Annotated in this window: 13 protein-coding genes; 8 read left to right on the forward strand and 5 right to left on the reverse strand. The window is 44.3% G+C overall.

What is annotated here, in order from left to right:
• Positions 1–3: 3 nt before the first annotated feature.
• Positions 4–444 (reverse strand): DUF2846 domain-containing protein, encoded by a 441-nt coding sequence (locus tag KO533_RS13200; protein ID WP_105250059.1) that lies wholly within the window; start codon positions 442–444, stop codon positions 4–6.
• Between the two features lie 954 nt (positions 445–1,398).
• Between KO533_RS13200 and KO533_RS13205 the strand changes: the two genes are divergently transcribed.
• The 4 genes from KO533_RS13205 (at position 1,399) to KO533_RS13220 (ending at position 8,020) form a co-directional block, all read left to right on the forward strand.
• The gene (locus KO533_RS13205; protein ID WP_105250058.1) at positions 1,399–2,871 is read left to right on the forward strand and encodes a carbon starvation CstA family protein; all 1,473 of its coding nucleotides are present in this window, start codon (positions 1,399–1,401) and stop codon (positions 2,869–2,871) included.
• 313 nt (positions 2,872–3,184) lie between these two features.
• Positions 3,185–5,350 carry a catalase/peroxidase HPI gene (katG, locus tag KO533_RS13210; RefSeq protein ID WP_219254565.1) on the forward strand — a complete coding sequence of 722 codons (2,166 nt, stop codon included), beginning with the start codon at positions 3,185–3,187 and terminating at the stop codon, positions 5,348–5,350.
• 170 nt (positions 5,351–5,520) lie between these two features.
• Entirely contained in the window at positions 5,521–5,955 is a 435-nt protein-coding gene (locus tag KO533_RS13215; protein WP_028761608.1) for a PaaI family thioesterase, read from the forward strand.
• A 376-nt stretch (positions 5,956–6,331) separates the two neighbouring features.
• Entirely contained in the window at positions 6,332–8,020 is a 1,689-nt protein-coding gene (locus KO533_RS13220) for a glucan biosynthesis protein D (RefSeq protein ID WP_219254567.1), read from the forward strand.
• A gap of 77 nt (positions 8,021–8,097) precedes the next feature.
• Here KO533_RS13220 and KO533_RS13225 read toward each other — a convergent pair whose 3' ends face one another.
• Positions 8,098–8,814, reverse strand: coding sequence for a type 1 glutamine amidotransferase (locus KO533_RS13225; RefSeq protein ID WP_219254569.1), 717 nt, complete (start codon positions 8,812–8,814; stop codon positions 8,098–8,100).
• An 84-nt stretch (positions 8,815–8,898) separates the two neighbouring features.
• On the opposite strand from KO533_RS13225, the gene KO533_RS13230 reads away from it, so the two are divergent.
• The 3 genes from KO533_RS13230 (at position 8,899) to KO533_RS13240 (ending at position 12,415) form a co-directional block, all read left to right on the forward strand.
• On the forward strand, positions 8,899–9,714 hold the full coding sequence (locus KO533_RS13230) for a helix-turn-helix transcriptional regulator (RefSeq protein ID WP_173248684.1): 816 nt from the start codon (positions 8,899–8,901) through the stop codon (positions 9,712–9,714).
• A gap of 248 nt (positions 9,715–9,962) precedes the next feature.
• The gene (locus KO533_RS13235; RefSeq protein ID WP_105252986.1) at positions 9,963–11,432 is read left to right on the forward strand and encodes an inorganic phosphate transporter; all 1,470 of its coding nucleotides are present in this window, start codon (positions 9,963–9,965) and stop codon (positions 11,430–11,432) included.
• 134 nt (positions 11,433–11,566) lie between these two features.
• Complete coding sequence (locus KO533_RS13240) at positions 11,567–12,415, forward strand: isocitrate lyase/phosphoenolpyruvate mutase family protein (protein WP_219254571.1); 849 nt, start codon at positions 11,567–11,569, stop codon at positions 12,413–12,415.
• A gap of 337 nt (positions 12,416–12,752) precedes the next feature.
• Here KO533_RS13240 and KO533_RS13245 read toward each other — a convergent pair whose 3' ends face one another.
• Positions 12,753–13,706 carry a DUF72 domain-containing protein gene (locus KO533_RS13245; protein ID WP_219254573.1) on the reverse strand — a complete coding sequence of 318 codons (954 nt, stop codon included), beginning with the start codon at positions 13,704–13,706 and terminating at the stop codon, positions 12,753–12,755.
• A 291-nt stretch (positions 13,707–13,997) separates the two neighbouring features.
• Here KO533_RS13245 and KO533_RS13250 point away from each other — a divergent pair, with 291 nt between their 5' ends.
• A complete protein-coding gene (locus KO533_RS13250) occupies positions 13,998–15,425 on the forward strand; it encodes a diguanylate cyclase (RefSeq protein ID WP_173246513.1) in 1,428 nt (475 codons plus the stop codon).
• A gap of 134 nt (positions 15,426–15,559) precedes the next feature.
• Here KO533_RS13250 and KO533_RS13255 read toward each other — a convergent pair whose 3' ends face one another.
• On the reverse strand, positions 15,560–17,452 hold the full coding sequence (locus tag KO533_RS13255; protein ID WP_173246509.1) for a methyl-accepting chemotaxis protein: 1,893 nt from the start codon (positions 17,450–17,452) through the stop codon (positions 15,560–15,562).
• A 496-nt stretch (positions 17,453–17,948) separates the two neighbouring features.
• The gene (gene pepN / locus KO533_RS13260; protein ID WP_219254575.1) at positions 17,949–20,582 is read right to left on the reverse strand and encodes an aminopeptidase N; all 2,634 of its coding nucleotides are present in this window, start codon (positions 20,580–20,582) and stop codon (positions 17,949–17,951) included.
• Between the last annotated feature and the right edge of the window lie 125 nt (positions 20,583–20,707).

Here is a 20,707-nt window from a genome sequence, read left to right on the forward strand (position 1 = left end):
AAACTATTTGGCAAGTTTACATTCTTTAACATTCTTCATGCCTTCACCGTCAGTTACTGACTGCAACCCCGCACCGCCAACAAAAACACCTATTTTTATATATTGCTCGATAAAGTAGTTTTTACCACCTTCTGTCGATAGTTTTAAATTATTTTCACTGAATTCTGATTCGGTAGAAAGTGTTTGCTCACCTGGTTCGACTTCCTTGTAGAAGTAGACTTTATTAGCAGATTCGCCAATCATCTCACCATTAATATAGATATTTTTCTTTAGAGCCTGACCCGCAAAACTATTGCGGTATATATAAATCCCTGTTTTATTGTCAGCTGGCTTCTGGAATGTCTTAAGCTTTGCATCTTCCTCTTGTGAAGCCATTGGTACTGTGGCACAACCTGAGAGTAGAAGGAAAATAGCCAGCATAGGCGTTAGAAGTTTTTTTAACATGATTTGTCCTTAAATAAGTGTCTTATTTTGATTGTAAAAATACAAGCTTTTGTTATTTAGATAAATTTATCTTGATTTATAACGTTTTAGTTTATTGAACTTTTAAAGTTTTTAAATGTGTTATCTCCTTTGGGATCGTTTGAACATTCAACATGAACGCCATAACATTGGCAGAATGTATGGAATGTCATGTTGGTAAAGTCAGCTATTATCATTTTTGCGCAAGAGCACTCGGCCAAAAATAAGTTATTATTAAGTCATTAAAAAGCAGATTAATGGTGTTTTTATTTTTGCTAAATATAACTTAAGTTTTATTGGTTTACTAATGATTTATTTTAAATTTTGTGATGTCAAATAGTAGTTTTCTTTGTTTGATGTTATTTTTAAAAGCTAGTGAATATTTTATTTTTGGTCTTTGATTTTTTCTTGCGGTTTTACGATTTTTATAAATTGTAAAATGATTAAGTAATAAGTCGCTAGCGCTTAAGGTAGTTTTGTTTATGTTGCTGATTAACTAAATTAGACTCTATCGCAATATGAAGTTATAGAATGGATTAGGTTTATTACTTGGGTAGGGGTTAAGTGGTCTGATATTTAGCTCAATTTATAAAGAAGTTTTAAATCAGCAATGATTTAAGTATTCTACTTAAGGTTACTTGTATGTCCATGGTTAACTTAGTAGGTGTTGACTGACTAGCTTAGTACTACTAAATCGTGGAATGGAATAAGGACGATGAGAGGAACTCAGTTTTAGTATGATAAGTACTGTTGCAGATAAATTGAATACTTCATAGGGATTATTTTTAAACGCGTTTGTTCATCTATACCCACTCGTACGGCTGTTTCAGATAATCAACCCGACATTAGTCTAATAGTGTGTTGCTTGACCTCAGTCGCTAACTCAATGAAACTCTCCATTAAATCACCTCCTACTAAAGTATGGATAATTAAATAATGTTAATTTTCTTTATTTGTATCGCACTCTTAGTGCTTGCATACAAGTTCTATAGTCCCTTTGTTGAGCGGCAAGCGGGTATAGATCCTAAAGCGATAACACCACAGGCGAGATTCGAAGATGGCGTCGATTACGTTCCGGTTCATCCGGCTAAAGCGTTTCTGATCCAGTTCCTCAATGTCGCGGGTGTGGGGCCGATATTTGGCCCGATCCTCGGTGCACTTTACGGCCCAATAGCCTTAGTGTGGATAGTACTGGGGAATATTATTGGCGGCGCAGTACATGATTATTTTTCTGGCGTGCTCAGCATAAAAGAAGACGGTAAGAGTCTGCCAGAGATTGCGGGCCACTACTTTAATATTTACTTTAAAGGCGTGATGTTGCTGTTTACGGCTATGCTGCTGTTTTTTGTGGGCGTGGTCTTCATCATGAGCCCCGCAGGTTTGCTGAGTAATCTCGATTATTTTAAAGACACCATCTTTGGCAATAATACCTTCTGGGTGTTAGTGATTTTAGTCTATTACTTTTTAGCGACTATGCTGCCGATTGATAAAATCATCACTAAATTATATCCCGCATTTGGTTTGTTGATGATAGTCATGACAGTTTCTATCGCCGTTGCTCTAATGATCAATGCGCCGCAGTTACCTGAAATGGGTGATGTGTTTGCCTATTTCGACCACAGCCATTACAACAATGAGTTACTCGAACCAAACCCTGATGGGCTACCTGTTTGGCCTCTGTTATTTGTGACTATTACCTGTGGTGCGATTAGCGGTTTCCATTCAACTCAAGCGCCCATCATGGCTCGTTGCTTGACGAATGAGAAGTATGTTCGCCCTGTGTATTATGGCGCTATGGTTGCTGAAGGTATCGTTGCTTGTGTATGGGCAACGGCGGGTATTGCAGCTTTCCCTGGCGGTTATGTTGAGCTTAAGAGTTTGCTCGACCAAGGGGGCCCAGGTTTAGTGGTTAATCAAGTGGCAACTACGTATTTAGGTGTTGCGGGCGGTATTATGGCGATTGTGGCCGTGGCTATCTTCCCTATCACTTCTGGCGATACCGCATTTCGTTCGCTGCGTTTGACTATTATCGATGCCTTCCATATTCCGCAAAGTATGCGTAATCGCTTATTAGTTGCAGTGCCTATTCTGACCATTGCGTACTTTATGACGAAGATCGATTTCTCTTTGATTTGGCGTTACTTTGCTTTCTCAAATATGCTGCTATCAACCAGTGTATTGTGGTTAGCAACTAAGTACTTGTTCGATCGCGGGACCTTCCATTGGATTGTTAGCTTACCAGCGATTGGCGGCACCAGCGTTACTGTGTCTTATATTATGACTGCGGGTATTGGCTTAGGCTTACCGCAACCTTTGAGCCAGCCAGTGGGTATTGCTGTCGGAGTTATCTGTTTAGTTGCCCTGATCATTGCGCACAATAGACGCAAACCTGTGGCAGAAGTTAAATAGTCAGTTATCCCATAGTTTTACCCAATAAAAAAACAAGGGCTGCATTTTGCAGCCCTTGTTTTTTTATGATTGGTATCATTTTACTATCCTTTAATAGCTTATTTTAGAAAGGGTAATTTTTGCTGAATATTTTTTAATGAGCGGATTCATCGCGTTTCATCTAGAGGTAAGGTAAGGTCGTTAGACTGGTTTTTATTTCTCTATTGAAACGATTAGTCTGTGGTAGAGAGCGTTAAGCAGTACAAACTTGCGGCAAAAGTCATTTAGATTTTATTTACTTGAATATTTTTTGCGAACAGAAGGAGAGCACGTTATGTCTGAGAACAAATGTCCTATGCACCATTCTGCTGGTGGCACCTCGAATCGAGATTGGTGGCCTAAACAGCTCCGGCTCGATATTCTGCACCAACACTCTTCCTTATCTAATCCTTTGGGTGATGACTTCAATTATGCTGAAGCCTTTAAATCCCTCAATTTAGCTGCTGTAAAGCAAGATCTCCTCGCATTAATGACGGATTCACAGGACTGGTGGCCTGCAGATTTTGGCCACTATGGGCCGCTATTTATTCGTATGGCATGGCACAGTGCTGGCACCTATCGTACCGGTGATGGACGTGGCGGAGCGGGGAGCGGTAATCAACGTTTTGCACCGTTAAACAGCTGGCCAGATAACGTAAACCTCGATAAAGCACGCCGGCTCCTTTGGCCGATTAAACAAAAATATGGCAATAAAATCTCTTGGGCCGATTTGATGATCCTCACGGGTAATGTCGCGCTGGAATCTATGGGATTCAAAACCTTAGGTTTCGCTGGTGGGCGAGTCGATATTTGGGAACCCGAAGCTGATATTTACTGGGGTGCGGAAAATAAATGGTTAGACGATAAGCGTTACTCGGGAGAGCGAGATCTTGAAGATCCCCTCGCCGCAGTCCAAATGGGGTTGATTTATGTTAATCCTGAGGGACCCAATGGCGACCCAGATCCTTTCGCTGCCGCTGTAGATATCCGCGAAACCTTTGCCCGCATGGCGATGAATGATGAAGAAACCGTAGCCTTGATTGCTGGTGGTCATACTTTTGGTAAAACCCATGGTGCAGGTGACGCAGCATTAGTCGGACCTGAGCCAGAAGCCGCAGGTATTGAGCAGCAAGGCCTAGGCTGGCAGAGTCGCTATAAAAGCGGTAAAGGTGGCGATACTATTTCCAGTGGCCTCGAAGTGACTTGGACTTCAACACCAACCCAATGGAGTAACAATTTTTTTGAAAATCTATTCGGATATGAATGGGAACTGACTAAGAGCCCTGCGGGTGCCCATCAGTGGATACCTAAAAATGGCGCGGGTAAAGGGGTGATCCCCGATGCGCACGATGCTTCAAAACGTCATGTGCCAACCATGTTGACTACCGACCTTGCACTGATCTTCGATCCTGATTACGAGAAAATATCACGTCGATTCTTTGAAAATCCCGATGAGTTTGCCGATGTATTTGCAAAAGCTTGGTACAAGCTGACACACAGAGATATGGGGCCATGCACGCGTTATTTGGGTCCTGAAGTGCCTGCAGAAACGTTTCTTTGGCAAGACCCAATTCCAGCGGTTGATCATCCTCTGGTTAATGAGCAGGATGTTACTGATCTCAAATTGAAGATTATTGGTTCTGGATTAACGATTTCAGAAGTCGTTGCCACTGCTTGGGCCTCGGCGTCTACCTATCGCGGTTCTGATATGCGCGGTGGTGCGAACGGTGCTCGAATTCGGCTCGCACCGCAAAAAGATTGGCCAGTGAATCAGCCTGAGCAGCTCGCTAAGGTGCTCAAAGTGCTTGAGAGTATTCAGTCTGAGTTCAATCAAGGAGGTAAGAAAATCTCCCTTGCTGACTTGATTGTGCTAGCAGGTTGTGTCGGTATTGATCAAGCGGCTAGAAATGCGGGGGTTGAAGTGACGATTCCATTTACGCCGGGTCGTATGGATGCCACGCAAGCACAAACTGATGTGGAATCTTTTGCAGTACTTGAACCTGTCGCAGATGGCTTTAGAAATTATCATCCCACTCCGTTTTCTGTTTCGGCGGAGGAGTTATTGGTCGATAGGGCACAATTGCTAACCTTAACTGCACCGGAAATGACAGTGCTTATTGGCGGTCTGCGGGTGTTAGATACGAACTCTGATCAGTCAAAAACGGGTGTATTGACTGCGCGTCCTGAGTTTTTGACCAATGACTTTTTTGTTAACTTGCTCGATATGGGGACGACGTGGATACCCACTTCCAAAGCGGAGGATATGTTTGTGGGTGTTGATCGTGTCAGCGGCCATCAAAAGTGGACTGCAAGTCGTGTTGATTTGATCTTTGGCTCTAATTCGCAGCTGCGTGCACTCGCAGAAGTGTACGCGAGCAGTGATGCACAGCTGCGATTTGTCGATGATTTTATCGACGCTTGGACTAAGGTGATGAACTTAGATAGATTCGATCTTTGCTGAGCTTATATTTATTAGTCTTTTTAGTGGTATATGGATCCAATTTAGGCACCGCTGGGGTTAATGCGGACCGAGCGTTTAAGTGGATTTTCAGTTAAATGATCGCCTAATCCAAAGTGGTTAAGCGGTCATTTTTATTCATGTGCTTTGACGCTCATCAATTTAGGTGGAATATGAATATTCAGCAAATGTCGGGTTTAGCTATTTTACAGGCGATGGCAAGGGGTGAATTACCCGCACCTTCTATCTCTCTCACTATGCCAATGTCGCTGGTTCAAGCCGACGAAGGAACGGTGACATTCCATGCGACTGCCGATGATAAGCACCTCAACCCATTGGGCGGTGTTCATGGTGGTTTTGCCGCGACTGTACTGGATTCGGTTACTGGTTGCGCCGTGCATACATTGCTTGAAGCGGGTGTCGGTTACGGCACTATCGATTTGAATATTAAAATGATTCGACCTGTGCCTAAACATCAAGTGTTAGTGGCTGAGGGCAAGGTGATCAATTTATCTAAGTCTTTAGGTATTTCGGAAGGTACGCTGAAAACGCAGGATGGAAAACTGCTCGCCACTGCTACGGCGACTTGTATGATTTTAAGGCCATAAACCGATTTTGCGGGCTGGCGATATTATTTCTTTGAGTTAACACGCTGAGCAGATAATTAACCTTAACCTATGCCGAAGGTGCACTTTATCTTCAGATATTAAGTCGACGGCCTTCTTGCTGGCAGTGAAGTTTTTATGGGCGTGAATTCAGTAAATAACGGAATTTTTTAATCATATTTTCATAAATAGGCCTCAAGATTGAAAATAGCTAGCATGCCATATTCCATTCGACAGAAAGTATGCTAGATTCTGGCGAATTGTTGCTGATCGCTGTATTGTTACCTCTGTCATCAACAGTTCTCCACAGGGCCATCGCTGCAATTGAGTCAGATTTGCAGGGAAGTGTCAGGAAGTTACACCAATTCAGAGTCTGCTTATGCAACCCAATTTATTTCCCGAACAAAGAAACGTTTATCAAGAATCGGGGGTGACACTACCCTCGATTGAAGCCCAATCTTCCTCTCGTCGCGGCCGTTTGCAGCGTATGGTTGGCGGCGTATTGTTAACCTGTAGCGTATTGCTGAGTCTTTCAGCATGTGCAGCAGGTAAGCAGGCGTCACCACAAGAAGGTGAAGAGTTTAGTTACGCTTGGCTAAAGGGTTATGCCCGTACTATGGCGGCACAACCCTATGAGAGTCATAAAGGCGAATTACCTAAAAGTCTTCAGGGCATGAGTTGGGATGATTACCAACAATTCCACTTCAAGAAAAAAGCCGCACTATGGCGCGATCAAGATTCGGAGTTTCGTGCCGAACTGTTCCATCTTGGGCTGTTTTTTGATACCCCTATTCATATTTATGAGCTAAATGAGGGTAAGGCTAAGTTAATCGAATATTCACCTTCAATGTTCGATTACGGCAAGTCAAAGGTTAAAGGTAGTCAGTTGCCTAAGGATCTTGGTTTTGCGGGTTTCCGTATGCAATTTAATACCGATTGGCAGCGTGACATTGTTGCCTTCCTTGGCGCTAGTTATTTCCGCGCAGTGGGTCAAGAAATGCAGTACGGTTTGTCGGCTCGCGGCTTAGCGGTGGATACTGCACTGCCAAAACCCGAAGAGTTTCCAATGTTCACCAATTTCTGGTTAGAAAAACCTAAACCAGGATCGAATATCACCACTGTGTATGCCTTGCTAGACTCTCCGAGTGTCACGGGTGCTTATCGTTTTGATATCGAACCGGGTGAACGTTTAAAAATGAAGGTGGATGTGGCCGTTTATCCACGTAAAGCGATTGAACGTTTAGGCGTTGCGCCACTGACCAGTATGTTTATGGTGGGTGAGAACGATCGCCGCACCGGTTATGACTGGCGTCCAGAAATCCATGACACCGATGGTCTAGCCATGCACACGGGGAATGGTGAATGGATTTGGCGTCCGCTAGGTAACCCTGAAAACCTGCGATTCAACGCCTATAGCGATGAAAATCCGAAAGGTTTTGGCTTACTGCAACGTGATCGTAACTTTGATCATTATCAGGACGACGGCGTGTTTTATGATAAACGCCCAAGCCTATGGATTGAACCAACCAGCAGTTGGGGTAAAGGTTCAGTGCAGTTGGTTGAAATTCCAACACTGGATGAAACCTTTGATAACATAGTGGCTTTCTGGAATCCTGCTGAGCCGATTGTTCCTGGTCAAGAGCTGCTGTACAGCTACAACATGTACTGGGGTGGCATTCCACCGGTTCAATCACCCCGTGCTCGGGTTGTCGATACCTTCACCGGGATTGGCGGCGTAGTTGGCCAGAAACGCAAATACTACAGTAAGCGTTTTGTGGTTGATTTCGCGGGCGGAACTTTACCTATGATAGGTAAAGACACCCAAGTTAAAGCCGTGATCACAGCATCTGAAGGCAAAGTGGAAATTGAATCAGCCCGTCCTTTAGCCTCGATTAATGGTTACCGCGCTATGTTTGACGTAGTGCCACCTGGAGACGGTACTGAGCCGATTAACCTGAGAGTCTATTTGGAGGTCGATGGTCAGCCATTGTCTGAGACTTGGATGTATCAGTGGAATCCGCCTGCAAAGGATGATCGTGAATTGCACAATGCGGGTCATTTGCAATAAGCGATTTGTGAGTCATTAATCTAAAACGCCAGCTAACTTAGCTGGCGTTTTTGTTTTGGCTTGAGCCACTTTTTACTTTATACGGCTTGATAGGTTAGGACTAGATTATCTAAAAAATGCCCCAGTAACTGATTCATCCTAGCCGTTGATTGCCCCAGTATGAACTCAGGGCTTTGAATATATGGCATTTTCTGTGTGCTAGAAAAAGCATTTTCTTGAGCAATTAATGGCGCTAATTGGCTACTGATAAATTCAAGATGGCATTGAAATCCAAAAACTAAATTTGTGTAACGTACAATTTGCCGCGGGCAGGCTGCACTTGTGGCGAGCACTTCGCAATCGGGAGTGAGGCCTGGCATATCATTATGCCAGTGGCCGACCACTTCAGTGGTCGAAAATGTCTTAAGGTTAATATCACTTTTTCCTGCCGCAGTCAGTTCAATGAGGAAGTAACCAATCTCGGTATGCGGGCTCTTTTGATAACGGGCACCTAATGCCTCTCCGATTAACTGTGCCCCAAGACAAACCCCCACAACGGCTTTATTTTTTTGGATAGCTTGTCTGATAAACCTTTGTTCTGCTTGGCTATCAAAATATGGACAATCACTTTGGCATGTCGCGGGAGACTGAGGGCCACCGAGGATAATTAATAGATCAAAACCATCACTATTGTCGGGTAAAGCTTCATCTAGATAGATTCTGCTAAAGCTCATACTGTAGTTTTTGCTTGCAGCCCAATCGCTAAAATAGCCTGGACCTTCATAGCTTTCATGGATAATGCAATGAATGCGCATCGAGTTTTCCTGTGTCTTTTATGGGATAACGCTATGCTACAATCCTTTTTATTTGGCTGAATAACGTTATATGGACAAGTAATGATGCTAAGTCGCCAACTCGATTCGATTAACGCCATTATTGAGCAAGCGCCTAATATGCCTTCTTTTGTCAAAACGATTGAGATGCAGAAGGGTTATGTGGATGTTTTACACCAGCACTGTTGGCATCAGCTTATTTTTCCGCTTCAAGGCCTGTTACAGACAGAGGCAAATGAGGCACTTTTTTTGGTCCCCCATACCACAGCGCTTTTTGTGCCTGCAGGTGTCATGCATGAGTCTGTTGCGATTACAGATACCTGCTTTATTGGTGTCTATTTGAATCCTATGTATGGTCGAGATTATGGTGCCATGGTTAAGCCCGTCGCCATGAGTGCTTTTATAAGGGAGTTAGTGCTAACGCTCAGAAAACAATGTGCTTTTAATACCCCAACGAATGTTGATCCAATGGTTCAGGCGCCAATACTGCGTTTGCTTGAGGTGTTATATGATCAAATTAATAGTGCGGAAGGACAGACTTTCAAGTTACTGATACCGCAAGACAGGCGCCTAAAATTGATTTTTGAGCATTTAACCCAAACGCCAGCTTTAGATTTCTCTTTAGTGAAATGGGGTGAGATGGTTGGGGCATCGGAACGAACATTGTCGAGGCTATTTGTGAGGGAGTTTGGTTCTTCATTCGTATTATGGCGTCAACATTTGCGGCTGATCTATTCGCTGTCGTTATTGGCCACTGACCTATCAATACAGAATGTGGCCCACCAAATTGGTTATCAAAATGATTCATCCTATATCAAAGCCTTCAAGGAGCGTTTTGGGATGACGCCACAGCGATTTCGGTTAGGTGATCATGGGATATAACCCTGTTACGACGTATGGTCATGAACACTATTTCTAGTTGGCTTATTTAATATTGAATCAATATATTGCACCTTTTTGTGGCACAAATATTCATTTGGCCGAATAGAATCAAGCCAGTTGTAATTGCAAGCATGCTACTGAGTTATTGGGGGCTAATTCACTTTTTGACAATCTAAACAATTTTTCACTGTAAAAGACCCCAAACTTGGGCGTAACCTGTGGGCGTTCTCGCCATGGGTAAGTATTTTATGTTTGAAATGTTCACAACGTTAGGCTTTGCGTGGTCGGTGGGTTTAGTCCTTGCCGTACTTTTTGTACTGGCATACGAATTTATTAATGGCTTCCACGACACGGCAAATGCGGTGGCGACGGTGATCTATACCAAGGCAATGCCGGCAAATCTGGCGGTCGTTACCTCCGCACTATTTAATTTTGCGGGTGTGCTGTTAGGGGGGTTAGGGGTGGCCTATGCGATAGTGCATTTATTACCTGTAGACTCCTTGCTCGGTATGGACTCAATCCAAGGCTTGTTGATGGTGTTTTCCCTGCTATTTTCGGCAATTATCTGGAACTTAGGTACTTGGTATTTTGGTATTCCGGCATCGAGCTCCCATACCTTGATTGGTTCGATAATGGGCGTGGGTGGCGCTTTCGCTTGGATAAATCATCAGCCTATCCTACAGGGCATTAATGTCTCTAAAGCAACGCAGATCATGCTGTCCTTGATTATTTCGCCGACCTTAGGGTTTGTGATGGCAGGGATTTTTTTGCTCATTATGAAATATGTTTGGCAGAAACATAAAATTCACCGTACCCCAGATGAGCAGATGCAGATTAATGGTAAAAAACACCCTCCATTTTGGGCAAGGGCGAGTTTAATTATCTCCGCTATGGGGGTGAGTTTCGCCCATGGTTCTAACGATGGACAGAAGGGGATAGGTTTAGTGATGCTAGTGCTGATTTGTATGGCACCGGCTTATTTTGCCTTGGACATGGGCAGTCAACCCTATGATTTAGAAAGAACTCAAGATGCTAATCGTCGCATTATGGCGATTTATGACCGTAACCAAGCCGTTATCGCGGATGTTATCGACTTTAAAGCCTTAGTCAACGTTCCCGAATATATGCTGGCCCATTGCTCATCTGCCAATGTATTACCGGCGATGTCGTTGCTTGACCGTCGCTTAGCAAAAGTCTCAACTTACAAAGATATGGATGTAGAAGAGCGACGCGAGGTACGACGTTTATTGTTGTGCATCGATGATACTGCTCGCCAAGTGGCTAAATTGGATCTTCCTGCTAAGGATTTGAGTTCATTGGCTAAATGGCGAAAAGATCTCACTAGAACTACTGAGTATGCGCCCATTTGGGTGATTATTGCCATTGCTACTGCGCTGGGTTGCGGCACGTTGGTGGGGTGGCGACGGATTGTATATACCGTGGGGGAAAAAATTGGTTCATCGAGTATGACTTACAGCCAGGGCATTGCCGCGCAGGTCACCGCTGCCGTCTCTATTGGGATTGCCAGTATGACGGGGATGCCGGTATCGACAACTCATATTTTGTCTTCCGCTGTAGCGGGTACTATGGTGGCTAATCGTTCAGGGCTTCAGATCCAAACCATTAAGCAAATCATGCTCGCTTGGCTGCTGACACTACCTATTACTATGTTGCTCTCCGCGAGTGTGTTTATCCTTGCCAATGCACTTTGGGGTTAGCCAAGAATACTCAAGTTGAATGCTCACATAGCCAAGCCTTGAGGGCTTGGCTTTTCGGTTCAGTGCCGTTTCCCGCGATAATTACCTAAGCCATCTTGTTAGAGTTGAGCCTTCAACACCAACAAGGACATAAGATGGCTGAGCAATCTAGAATACTTTTCAAAGCACTACATCAACAATCAGAGCCGCTGATATTAACTAACGTTTGGGATGCCGCCAGTGCGGCCATCATCCAAGCATCGGGCGCCCGTGCGATTGCGACCAGTAGCGCGGCATTGGCTTGGTCGCTCGGTTATCCTGATGGGCAAGTGCTACCTAAAGCGGCTTTATTGGACGTAGTGAACAATATTCTACGGCTGAGCCGAGTGCCCGTGACGATAGATATTGAATCTGGTTATAGCCAAGATCCCGATGAGGTTGCTGCTTTTGTTGCAAAGCTCGCTGAGCTTGGCGTAGCAGGAATTAATATTGAGGATGGCAGTGCAGGTGTTGCTGAGATGGTGGCCAAAATTAAAGCTATTCGTGCTCATCCTCGTTGCCAAGGATTATTTATTAATGCGCGAACTGATGTGTATTTACTGGGTTTAGCCAGTGGTGAGGCCGCTGTTGTTATGACTATCGATAGGTTAACTCAATATCAGGCTGCGGGTGCTGATGGTGGCTTTATCCCTAGCGCGAATCAGGTCGAGACCGCTAAGCGCTTGTCTGCCGCTGTGGATATGCCACTGAATTTTATGCTATTGAATGAGCAGATGGATATCGGCGAGTTATTTGCCGCAGGTGTGCAGCGTTTTTCCACTGGCCCAGCTTCATTTTTACAGGCCTATAGCACTTTGCTTAATCCAATTTTGTTAAATTCAATTAAGGCAAAACCGTTTCAGCGAGAGTCAAAAGATGCGGTTATTGCCGTTGATAAGGATTCAATACCTAAAGCCATTTCCCTTGGTTTTGAGCAAATGAATAACTTATTTATCCTGAGTTAAAGCTGTTTTTCATCTATACCCAAGCTACCTGAAGATACGAGTTTCAGAGCGCCCAGGGTGCTTCAATTCAAGGCGCATTAATGACAGAATGTCGGCCACCTTTTGAATTGATGCAACACGGAAGTGGAGTGCCCTGGGCGCTCCGTCCCGGCGGGTTTTAACGCACTTTATGCTGCGTTGGTTATTTTTAACTTAGCCCGCTAGGCCTGCAAATAACCGCCTTGCCTAAAGTGCGTTAAATTCCCGCTGAATCCTGCATCTTCAGGTTGTTTGGGTATATACCCACGGCGAGTTTGCCGTGGGTTTCTTCTTACGTCCATTTTACTTAGCGCCCGTTTTACCAAGAAAGTCCCATCTGCGTGCTTGTCTCCTCAGGTTTCTTATCAAGTAGTCTTAGCTCGGCGAGTTGAATGTGCGCTGCAATTTGGCTGCGCAATTTTTGATAGAGACGGATGGCTAGTTCAGGCGCGGCTTCATTGTCGGGAGTATGAATAAATAGATAGGGCTCTCGACCTTCTGCGAGCCATTGCGGGAGTTGGGTGAGCCAATTATCAAAAAAGGTATCGTTATCCTTAGGTAAAACAGCAACGCCTTGCTGTGCGAGTTGTGCGACGGCATCGTCTGGTTGGCCGATAAAGCGCACCACTGGATTATTGGCGGTGGCAATCGCATGCACTGGCACTCGAGGTTTTTTCTTGTGAGCGTCGATAATCGCGACATTGCAGGGCGGCAGTGCAAACAAGGGCCTGCTGTCCATGATGATGCGATTCACTTTTTTATCGATGAGTAATCGATTAAGCGCACGCTCGGCATCTCCCTTAGCAAAAAACGCAGCATGCCTGACTTCGACGCCATAGGTTAACCCTTGGGGGATTTGATCTAGAAATTGCGCTAACGCAGGCAAGCTTTCTGGGCCGAAATGGGCGGGCAGTTGAATTTTCCAGATCCCTGTTTTATCGATTAATGGTGTCATTATCTGGAAAAAATCTTTCAATTCTTGGCCGCAGTGTTGCAATAATCTTTGGTGAGTGATGGTTTGCGGTAGTTTGAAGGTAAAACGAAAGCTATCGGGCGTGGCACTGTGCCAATTCATTACCGTTTGCTGTGCAGGCGTTGCGTAGAAGCTGGTGTTCCCTTCGACAGTATTGAATATTGTCGCGTAACGGGCGAGTCGCTCCGCTTGTTTAGTTCCGTGACCATACACACTTTCTTGCCAATTCGAGTGCGACCACATGGCAAGCCCAAGGCGAAAATGGTTGGGTTGATGTAACGGAGAGCACAATCGGTCCAAAAATAAATTCCTTTAATGCGATTTGCGCGTACCAAAGCCGCGCCCTGATGTTGACCAACATTTTAGGGCATTGTGCCGATATCTGTCGTCCAGAGTCAAATAGTGCCACCGATGGCCTTAAGTATTGTGTTTGATTTTGTTTGAATTTAACTCTGTAAAAGTCGGACTTAACTTAGCCAACTCTGGAATGACATTGAAAATTAACCTACTCTAATAGTGCGTTATTATTATTTTTATGCTTATGATCAAACTTAGGACTTAGCCAAAGACGGACGTTTATTGGAGAATTACGTGAATAATGATGGCTACACTTCCTTAAGCAATTTTATCGACCTTCTCTTGGATGCTATTTGTGTCGTCGATAAAGCGGGGAGGTTTGAATTTGTCAGTGCTGGGGCAGAACGTATTTTTGGCTATACCCCAGAAGAAATGATGGGTATGCAGATGCTAGATCTTGTCATTCCAGAGGATAGGGAACGCACTCTCGCAACGGCCAATGAAATTATGGCAGGTCGCTTTAAAGTCGATTTTGAAAACCGTTATGTGCGTAAAGATGGTGTTATCGTCGATATTCTTTGGTCTGCACGTTGGTCCGATGCTTATCAACAGCGTGTCGCAGTCGCTAGAGATATTTCTAAGAGCAAAAATGCCGAACGTAGACAAGCAGCCTTATATGAGATTTCAGAGGCTGTGCATGTCGCTGAGGACTTGCTAGCCCTATATCGTCGAATTCATGAAATTATTGCTAAATTATTGCCTGCAGCAAACTTTGCTATTGCATTGTACGATCAAGATTTAAATGAATTAAGTTTTCCTTATAAAGCCGCTACTGGCGAGGATTCGCTTATCGATATCGCAAGTTTCAGTGTGTTCACTGACCAAGTGATCCGCAGTGCTGAGTCTTTACTCCTGTGTCCCGTGACCTTAACTGATTATCCCCAAGCGATTCGTGAAGATTTGGGTAATGGTAGTTTAAGTTGGCTGGGTGTGCCGCTAAAGCTACAGAAAGGCGTTATCGGCGCTTTGATTATGCATAGCTTGCCCACTTCGGCTTCATATACACACCAAGACCGTGAGTTATTGGAGTTTGTTTCTACGCAAATAGCCTTTGCGATTGAGCGCCGACAAATGCTCGCGCGATTAGAGCATATTGCACTTTATGATCAGTTAACCTTGTTACCCAATCGTGAGCTTTTTTACGATAGATTTCAAAAGGCGCTATCTCGAGCCCATAGGGAATCAAGTTATTTCTCTTTGCTTTATTTAGATTTAGATAAATTTAAGTGGGTTAACGATACTTTTGGTCATAGCGTGGGCGATTTATTACTGCAAGTGACAGCGCAGCGAATAGTCAGTTGTGTGAGGGGCTCAGATACCGTTGCGCGTTTTGGGGGGGATGAGTTTGTCATCTTACTTGAACGAGTCGATTCAGCACATAATACCCTGCTGGCCGCACAAAAAATATTGCAAGTATTCGAGCAACCCTTCGAGCTTGCCGAACAGCAGATCTATATTCTGCCGAGTATCGGTATTGCTCTGTATCCAGAGCACGGTGAAGATGAGAAACAGCTTATTTCCTGTGCCGATACTGCTATGTATAAAGCTAAAAAGAATGGCGGAAATCGAATTGAAATGGGTTATCAAGGATTAAGAAACTTACATGCTGAGCTTCGGCCTGAGGCCAATATTCCTGAAAATAAAGCGATGAAGATTATTTAAGCTTGCTTTAGGTAAGCCATTGTAAGTCTTTGAAGAAATAATATGTAAAGAAATGCCCGCAAATGTCACTGACACTTGCGGGCATTATTGTATGGAATTGTTGATGTAATCTTTATATAAAATAAGGCTTTTGATTACAGTTTGAAGCGATTAACTTCCTGCTGCAATGATGCGGCTAAATGGGCGAGCTCTTGAGCTTGGACCATAGACGTTTGTGCCTCAATCGAGAGATTCTCTGACACTTCACGAATCGACTCTGTATTACGGTTGATTTCGCTGGTGACTGAGGTTTGCTCCTCGGCTGCTGTGGCAATTTGGCTCGCCATATCTGAAATATCATTAATGGCTTTGCTGATTTGCAACAGACTTTCGCTGGCTGAATTAGCATCGGCCACACTGGTTTCTGCCATTTCATGACTTTGAGTCATAGACTTAACGGCTTTGCCTGCGGTTTGTTGTAGGGTTTCGATCATCGCTTGAATTTCTTGTGTCGATGAATGCGTACGTTGTGACAGTACACGCACCTCGTCAGCAACTACAGCGAAGCCGCGACCTTGTTCTCCGGCACGTGCCGCCTCAATGGCTGCATTGAGTGCAAGTAAGTTGGTTTGCTCTGCGATGCCACTAATGGTCAACAAAATGCTGTTGATCTTTTGTGAGTGCTCGTTCAGTTCACCGATAATTCGCCCTGCAGTTTCGACTTCACTGGCTAAATTACGGATAGATTGCTGGCTTTGCATTACCTGTTTATGGCCATGGTTTGAAAGTCCGACCGCATTTTGAGCTGTCTGCGCTGTATGCTCAGCATTACTGGCAATTTCCTCGGTGGCGCTGGCCATTTCGGTCACCGCAGTGGCAACCATAGTCACTTCATCTTGCTGTACTTCAATGCGTTGGCTGTTATCCGTTGCCGACGCACTACTTCCTTTGGCTTGATATTCCAATTGACCCGCAATTTTGTGCATGCGGGAAATCATACCGTGTAGACGTTCTACAAAGCGGTTAAAACCCGAAGCTAACATACCAATTTCATCGTGACTGTTGGCAGTATGAATGCGCACAGTGAGATCGCCATCTCCCTCGGCAATATCATTGAGTGCTTGGGCAACGCGTTCGAGATCTTTGAATTGAATTTTAAAGATGGCGATTAAAATCAAACCAAACAGCACCAATAGTGCAACACCTACGGCAGACATCCACCAAGCGAGATCGGTTGCCTGTGACATGATTTCTTGCTTATCCATTACGAAAATCAGCGCCCAGTCTGTTGAGGGTATTGCCGCAACATAGACTAACTTAGTGGCACCATCGAGGTTTCGCTCTTCCATCGTATTGGCATTAGTGCGCTGTGATAACCAGTTATTACTAAAATTACTATCGATTTTAGTGAGTTGTTGAGTATTTAGCTGGCTATTGGGATGACTAATAATGAGCCCTGCATTATCGACCATCAGAGTGTAACCTTTGCCTGGTACTTGGAGGCGCTGCACTGCATCTGTTAACTGATCTATGGTTAAGTTCGCAGCCGCTACGCCTATGAGCTGGCCTGAGCTCATCACAGGTTCTGCTATAGTTACGACTTGTTTTTTCAATGTGGCGCTGACGTAGGGCGCCGTCATGATCATTTTACCCGCCGTTTTAGCATCCATATACCAAGGGCGAACGCGGGGATCATAATTTGCGGTATTCAGCGACGGATCTTGACGATACATGTTGCCTTGCTCGTCACCATAGTAGGTGAGGGCAAAGTCAACCGCAGTATGCGCTTGCAACAAATGAGGGGTAACGTTGGTACTAGGATCGGCTTCAATGGTTTGCTTTAGGCTCGTAATGGCCATTTTTCTGTCTTGTATCCACTGACCTATGCCGGATGAAAAAGTCTTCGCCAGTTGGTCAATTTCATGTTGGGTGTTTTCTAACGCATTATTTCTAATGAAATAACTAGAGATACTCACGAGTACAGCAATAGTGATCAGTACAGCGGAAAGACTGCTAAACAGCAGCCGCGTTTTGAGTGTCGATCGCATAATCTATATCCTTTATATTCCGTTAGCTCTCTAACGTTGTTTTAGTATAGCGGCAGTACGGGGCAAAACATTAAATCATTGAAGAATTATAGTAATAAATTTAGAAGTGACGCCCATAATTTATGAATTTAATAATTACAGATTTTTATATCAATAACGATTGCGTCAGCGGTTGTTTATTTGATGAGCTGATGGAACTTAGCAGACTAAACTGAAGAGATGAATAATATTTTACAGGTGATAAATAACATTAGTTATCGTCAGTAAGCCGTTAAAATACATAAGCTCAAGCTAACAATTTAATTAAATATGTCACTGGTTGTGAGTGTGATTAATTCATTATTCAGAATGCTGGCTTGTTTATATCAAAGGTTAGTGAGCTTAATTTTGCGCAGGTAGCATCTTGTGTGCTGGTTCAAGTTTAAGACTCATCTGTAATAGAACATAAAAAAGGGACTCCTAGGAGCCCCTTGTTAATTTTAAAATGACCTAAATATTAGTGGGTCATCTTATTTTTGATCAGCACACAACGCTGCTCTATTTGACGGGTTTCCAGTAGATTACGGCGGGTAAGGTTAGATAGCCCAGTTTGGCGATCAAGTACTTTGTCCAATGCCGCTATGCTAGTGTAATTACAATCGGTTGGGATGAGGAAATGGCTATAATTACGCATAAATACAGGCCCTTTTTTGTCCATATCCATTAAGCTCGCCAGACGCTCTTCCGCTGTAGCCGCGCTTAATAGTTTTTGCTCAGCAGGATAAAGATTTTGCATAATAATCCGCTGTTTGGAGAAAGGTAGGCTGTCTAGATGTACTTTACTTAACCAACGACGTTTTGCGGCCGCTTCAGGGCGGATCACTTGTGCCGCAAGTGCCGCTTTTTCACCAGAGTCTGAATTATCCTTGGCAGCTTCTTTGGTTAAGCGCTGCAGCGCGTTAGGAAAATCATAGCGATTAAGCTGGGTGATGATTGCCCATCGTAAATCTTGATCTAAAGTTAACCCCTTAATTTTTGTTTCACCATCAATGAGTTGTGCTAAATGACGCAGTGAATCTCTGTCGCTTGCTATACTGACATAGGCATTGAACCAGATCCGTTGGAAATCATTATCGCCTTTATTTTCCATTGCTTTTCTCAGACTCATTTGGCTTAAGCCTTTAATTGCATTTTCAGCGTAGTTTTGCTGAATAGGGGCGATCTGCGCGAGATATTCCTTCGAGCGCAACATGCTATCGATGATCTGACCAACAATCGTGTAGTCCGTCTCAGCAGGCGCGTTAACAAACACTGTGCTTAGGTATTGATCTAAGCTCAATTTACCTTCGCGGACGCTGTCCCACAGACTTTGCCACAGCATAGATCGCAGTAGTGGATCGGAAATATTACTCAGTTGTTGTTTTGCGGTATTAAATGACTTGTCATCAAGCTCGACTTTCACAAAGCCCCAATCATCAAAGTTTGGATAGACTAGGTCAGGGCAGCGCTCACCAATCAGTTGTTTAACTTCAGTACGCTCGCCTTTGTAAGTCACTGGCACTGTAATGTCATTTCGCAGATCAAAGCGACCTTGGGTAAATAAAGCCACTTGGACTTTTTGTTCACGTAATGTGGGTAGCTCTGCGCTTGCAGGGAGCTGTCGTAGGCTAAATTCGCTGATTCGGTTGCCCTCACAACGATATTCCGCCTTGATGGTGTTAACGCCCGCGCTGTAGAGCCATTCTTGAGTCCATGCACTTAAATCGCGGCCAGCGGCTTTCCCTAGGCTATTGATAAAATCGTCTAACTCAGCGTTTTGATAACTGTATTGTTTTAAATAGTTACTGACGCCACGACGAAACACCATGTCCCCGAGTAAATGGCGTAATTGTTTCAGCGTTGATGCGCCTTTTTGGTAAGTGATAGCATCGATATTGTCGAAGGCGTTCTGGGTTGTTGCTACTGGTACTTCAATGGGGTGCGTGGTGACTAAGCTGTCTTGCTCATAGGCTTTTTGCTTGCCTTTAGCGTAGAAGGTACGCCAAGCATTGGTGAACTCTGTGGCTTCTTGAGTCGCAAGTGTGCCCATAAATGAAGCAAAACTTTCATTTAACCACAAGCCATTCCACCATTTCATGGTGACGAGATCGCCAAACCACTGGTGCGCCATTTCGTGCATGATCACGCCCGCAAGATTTTGCTTCTGATCTGCTGTCATAGCTGCTTTATGAAGGAAGATATCTTCGGAAAAGGTCACTGCGCCCGCGTTTTCCATCGCGCCATAAAGGAAGTCTGGCACTAGAATTTGATCGTATTTCTTAAAGGGGTAAGGAATACCAAAGTAATTATCGAAAAAAGTTAACCCTTGTTTTGTATAGGTAAACCAATCCTGCTCCGTGACTTGGTTAGCAACGGATTGACGGGCGAACAGGCGCATAGGATAGCGGCCTGAGTTGTCTTGCCACATGTGATAAGGGCCCGCGTGCATCGAAAAGTTATATGGGCTTAGCTTAGGTGTTTGTGGAAAAGTCCAACGATTGTAAGCACCCGCTGGGGTGATTTGGCTTTCACGCATCGAGCTAATGACTTGCCAGTCTTTGGGCGCTGTTACCGTAATTTGATAGTTAGCCTTGAGATCCGGTTGGTCGAACACTGCGAACATCTGCTGAGCTGCAGCGGGTTCAAAATGAGAGTAGAGGTAGACCTTGCCATCGATTGGATCTTTAAAACGGTGTAAACCTTCACCATTGGTGCTGTGGGCACGGCTAAATTGCACTTCTATGGTATTTTCACCTGAGGTGAGCAAACGCGTATTTAAGCTGATGTAAGCGCCATTGTAATTGGGGTATACGGCGGTACCGTTGATGATAAAGCGTTTTATCTGCGCCTTGTTTAAATCTAAGCTCAGTTGTTTTGGCACTTCACTTAATTGAAATGTCACTTTGGAGGTGGCGGAAAACTCGGCGTCCCCTGTGAGCTGAAAATCCAAGTCATAGTGAATATCGGAGATGACCTGCGAGCGAAGCGCAGCCTGATATTGGCTAATATAAGCGCTAGCATCACGTGGACCCGTATTGAGTGTACTTTGGGTTGCACACGACATTAATGTGCCGCAGGTAAGGGCAACGAGACTGGCTTTAAACAAGTTCACAACTTAAATCCTTCAACGATTTGTTTTGTTTTCTGCTTGGATGTTTGCATTCAATATCGTGTGTGTAGGTTTGCCTTTGTGGCAAATTATCCCTCGCGCCAGCGCCAATTTTGAGCATCATCATC

This window comes from Shewanella sp. NKUCC05_KAH (assembly GCF_019345585.1).
In the GTDB taxonomy this organism is placed as follows: Bacteria; Pseudomonadota; Gammaproteobacteria; order Enterobacterales; family Shewanellaceae; genus Shewanella; species Shewanella oncorhynchi.

What these genes read in the sequence shown, in the direction of transcription:
- katG (WP_219254565.1), top strand. Translation starts at nt 3,185, where the DNA reads ATGTCTGAGAACAAATGTCCTATGCACCATTCTGCTGGTGGCACCTCG.
- KO533_RS13255 (WP_173246509.1), bottom strand. Translation starts at nt 17,452, where the DNA reads ATGCGATCGACACTCAAAACGCGGCTGCTGTTTAGCAGTCTTTCCGCT.
- KO533_RS13235 (WP_105252986.1), top strand. Translation starts at nt 9,963, where the DNA reads ATGTTTGAAATGTTCACAACGTTAGGCTTTGCGTGGTCGGTGGGTTTA.
- KO533_RS13205 (WP_105250058.1), top strand. Translation starts at nt 1,399, where the DNA reads ATGTTAATTTTCTTTATTTGTATCGCACTCTTAGTGCTTGCATACAAG.
- KO533_RS13215 (WP_028761608.1), top strand. Translation starts at nt 5,521, where the DNA reads ATGAATATTCAGCAAATGTCGGGTTTAGCTATTTTACAGGCGATGGCA.
- KO533_RS13220 (WP_219254567.1), top strand. Translation starts at nt 6,332, where the DNA reads ATGCAACCCAATTTATTTCCCGAACAAAGAAACGTTTATCAAGAATCG.
- KO533_RS13240 (WP_219254571.1), top strand. Translation starts at nt 11,567, where the DNA reads ATGGCTGAGCAATCTAGAATACTTTTCAAAGCACTACATCAACAATCA.
- KO533_RS13225 (WP_219254569.1), bottom strand. Translation starts at nt 8,814, where the DNA reads ATGCGCATTCATTGCATTATCCATGAAAGCTATGAAGGTCCAGGCTAT.
- KO533_RS13230 (WP_173248684.1), top strand. Translation starts at nt 8,899, where the DNA reads ATGCTAAGTCGCCAACTCGATTCGATTAACGCCATTATTGAGCAAGCG.
- KO533_RS13200 (WP_105250059.1), bottom strand. Translation starts at nt 444, where the DNA reads ATGTTAAAAAAACTTCTAACGCCTATGCTGGCTATTTTCCTTCTACTC.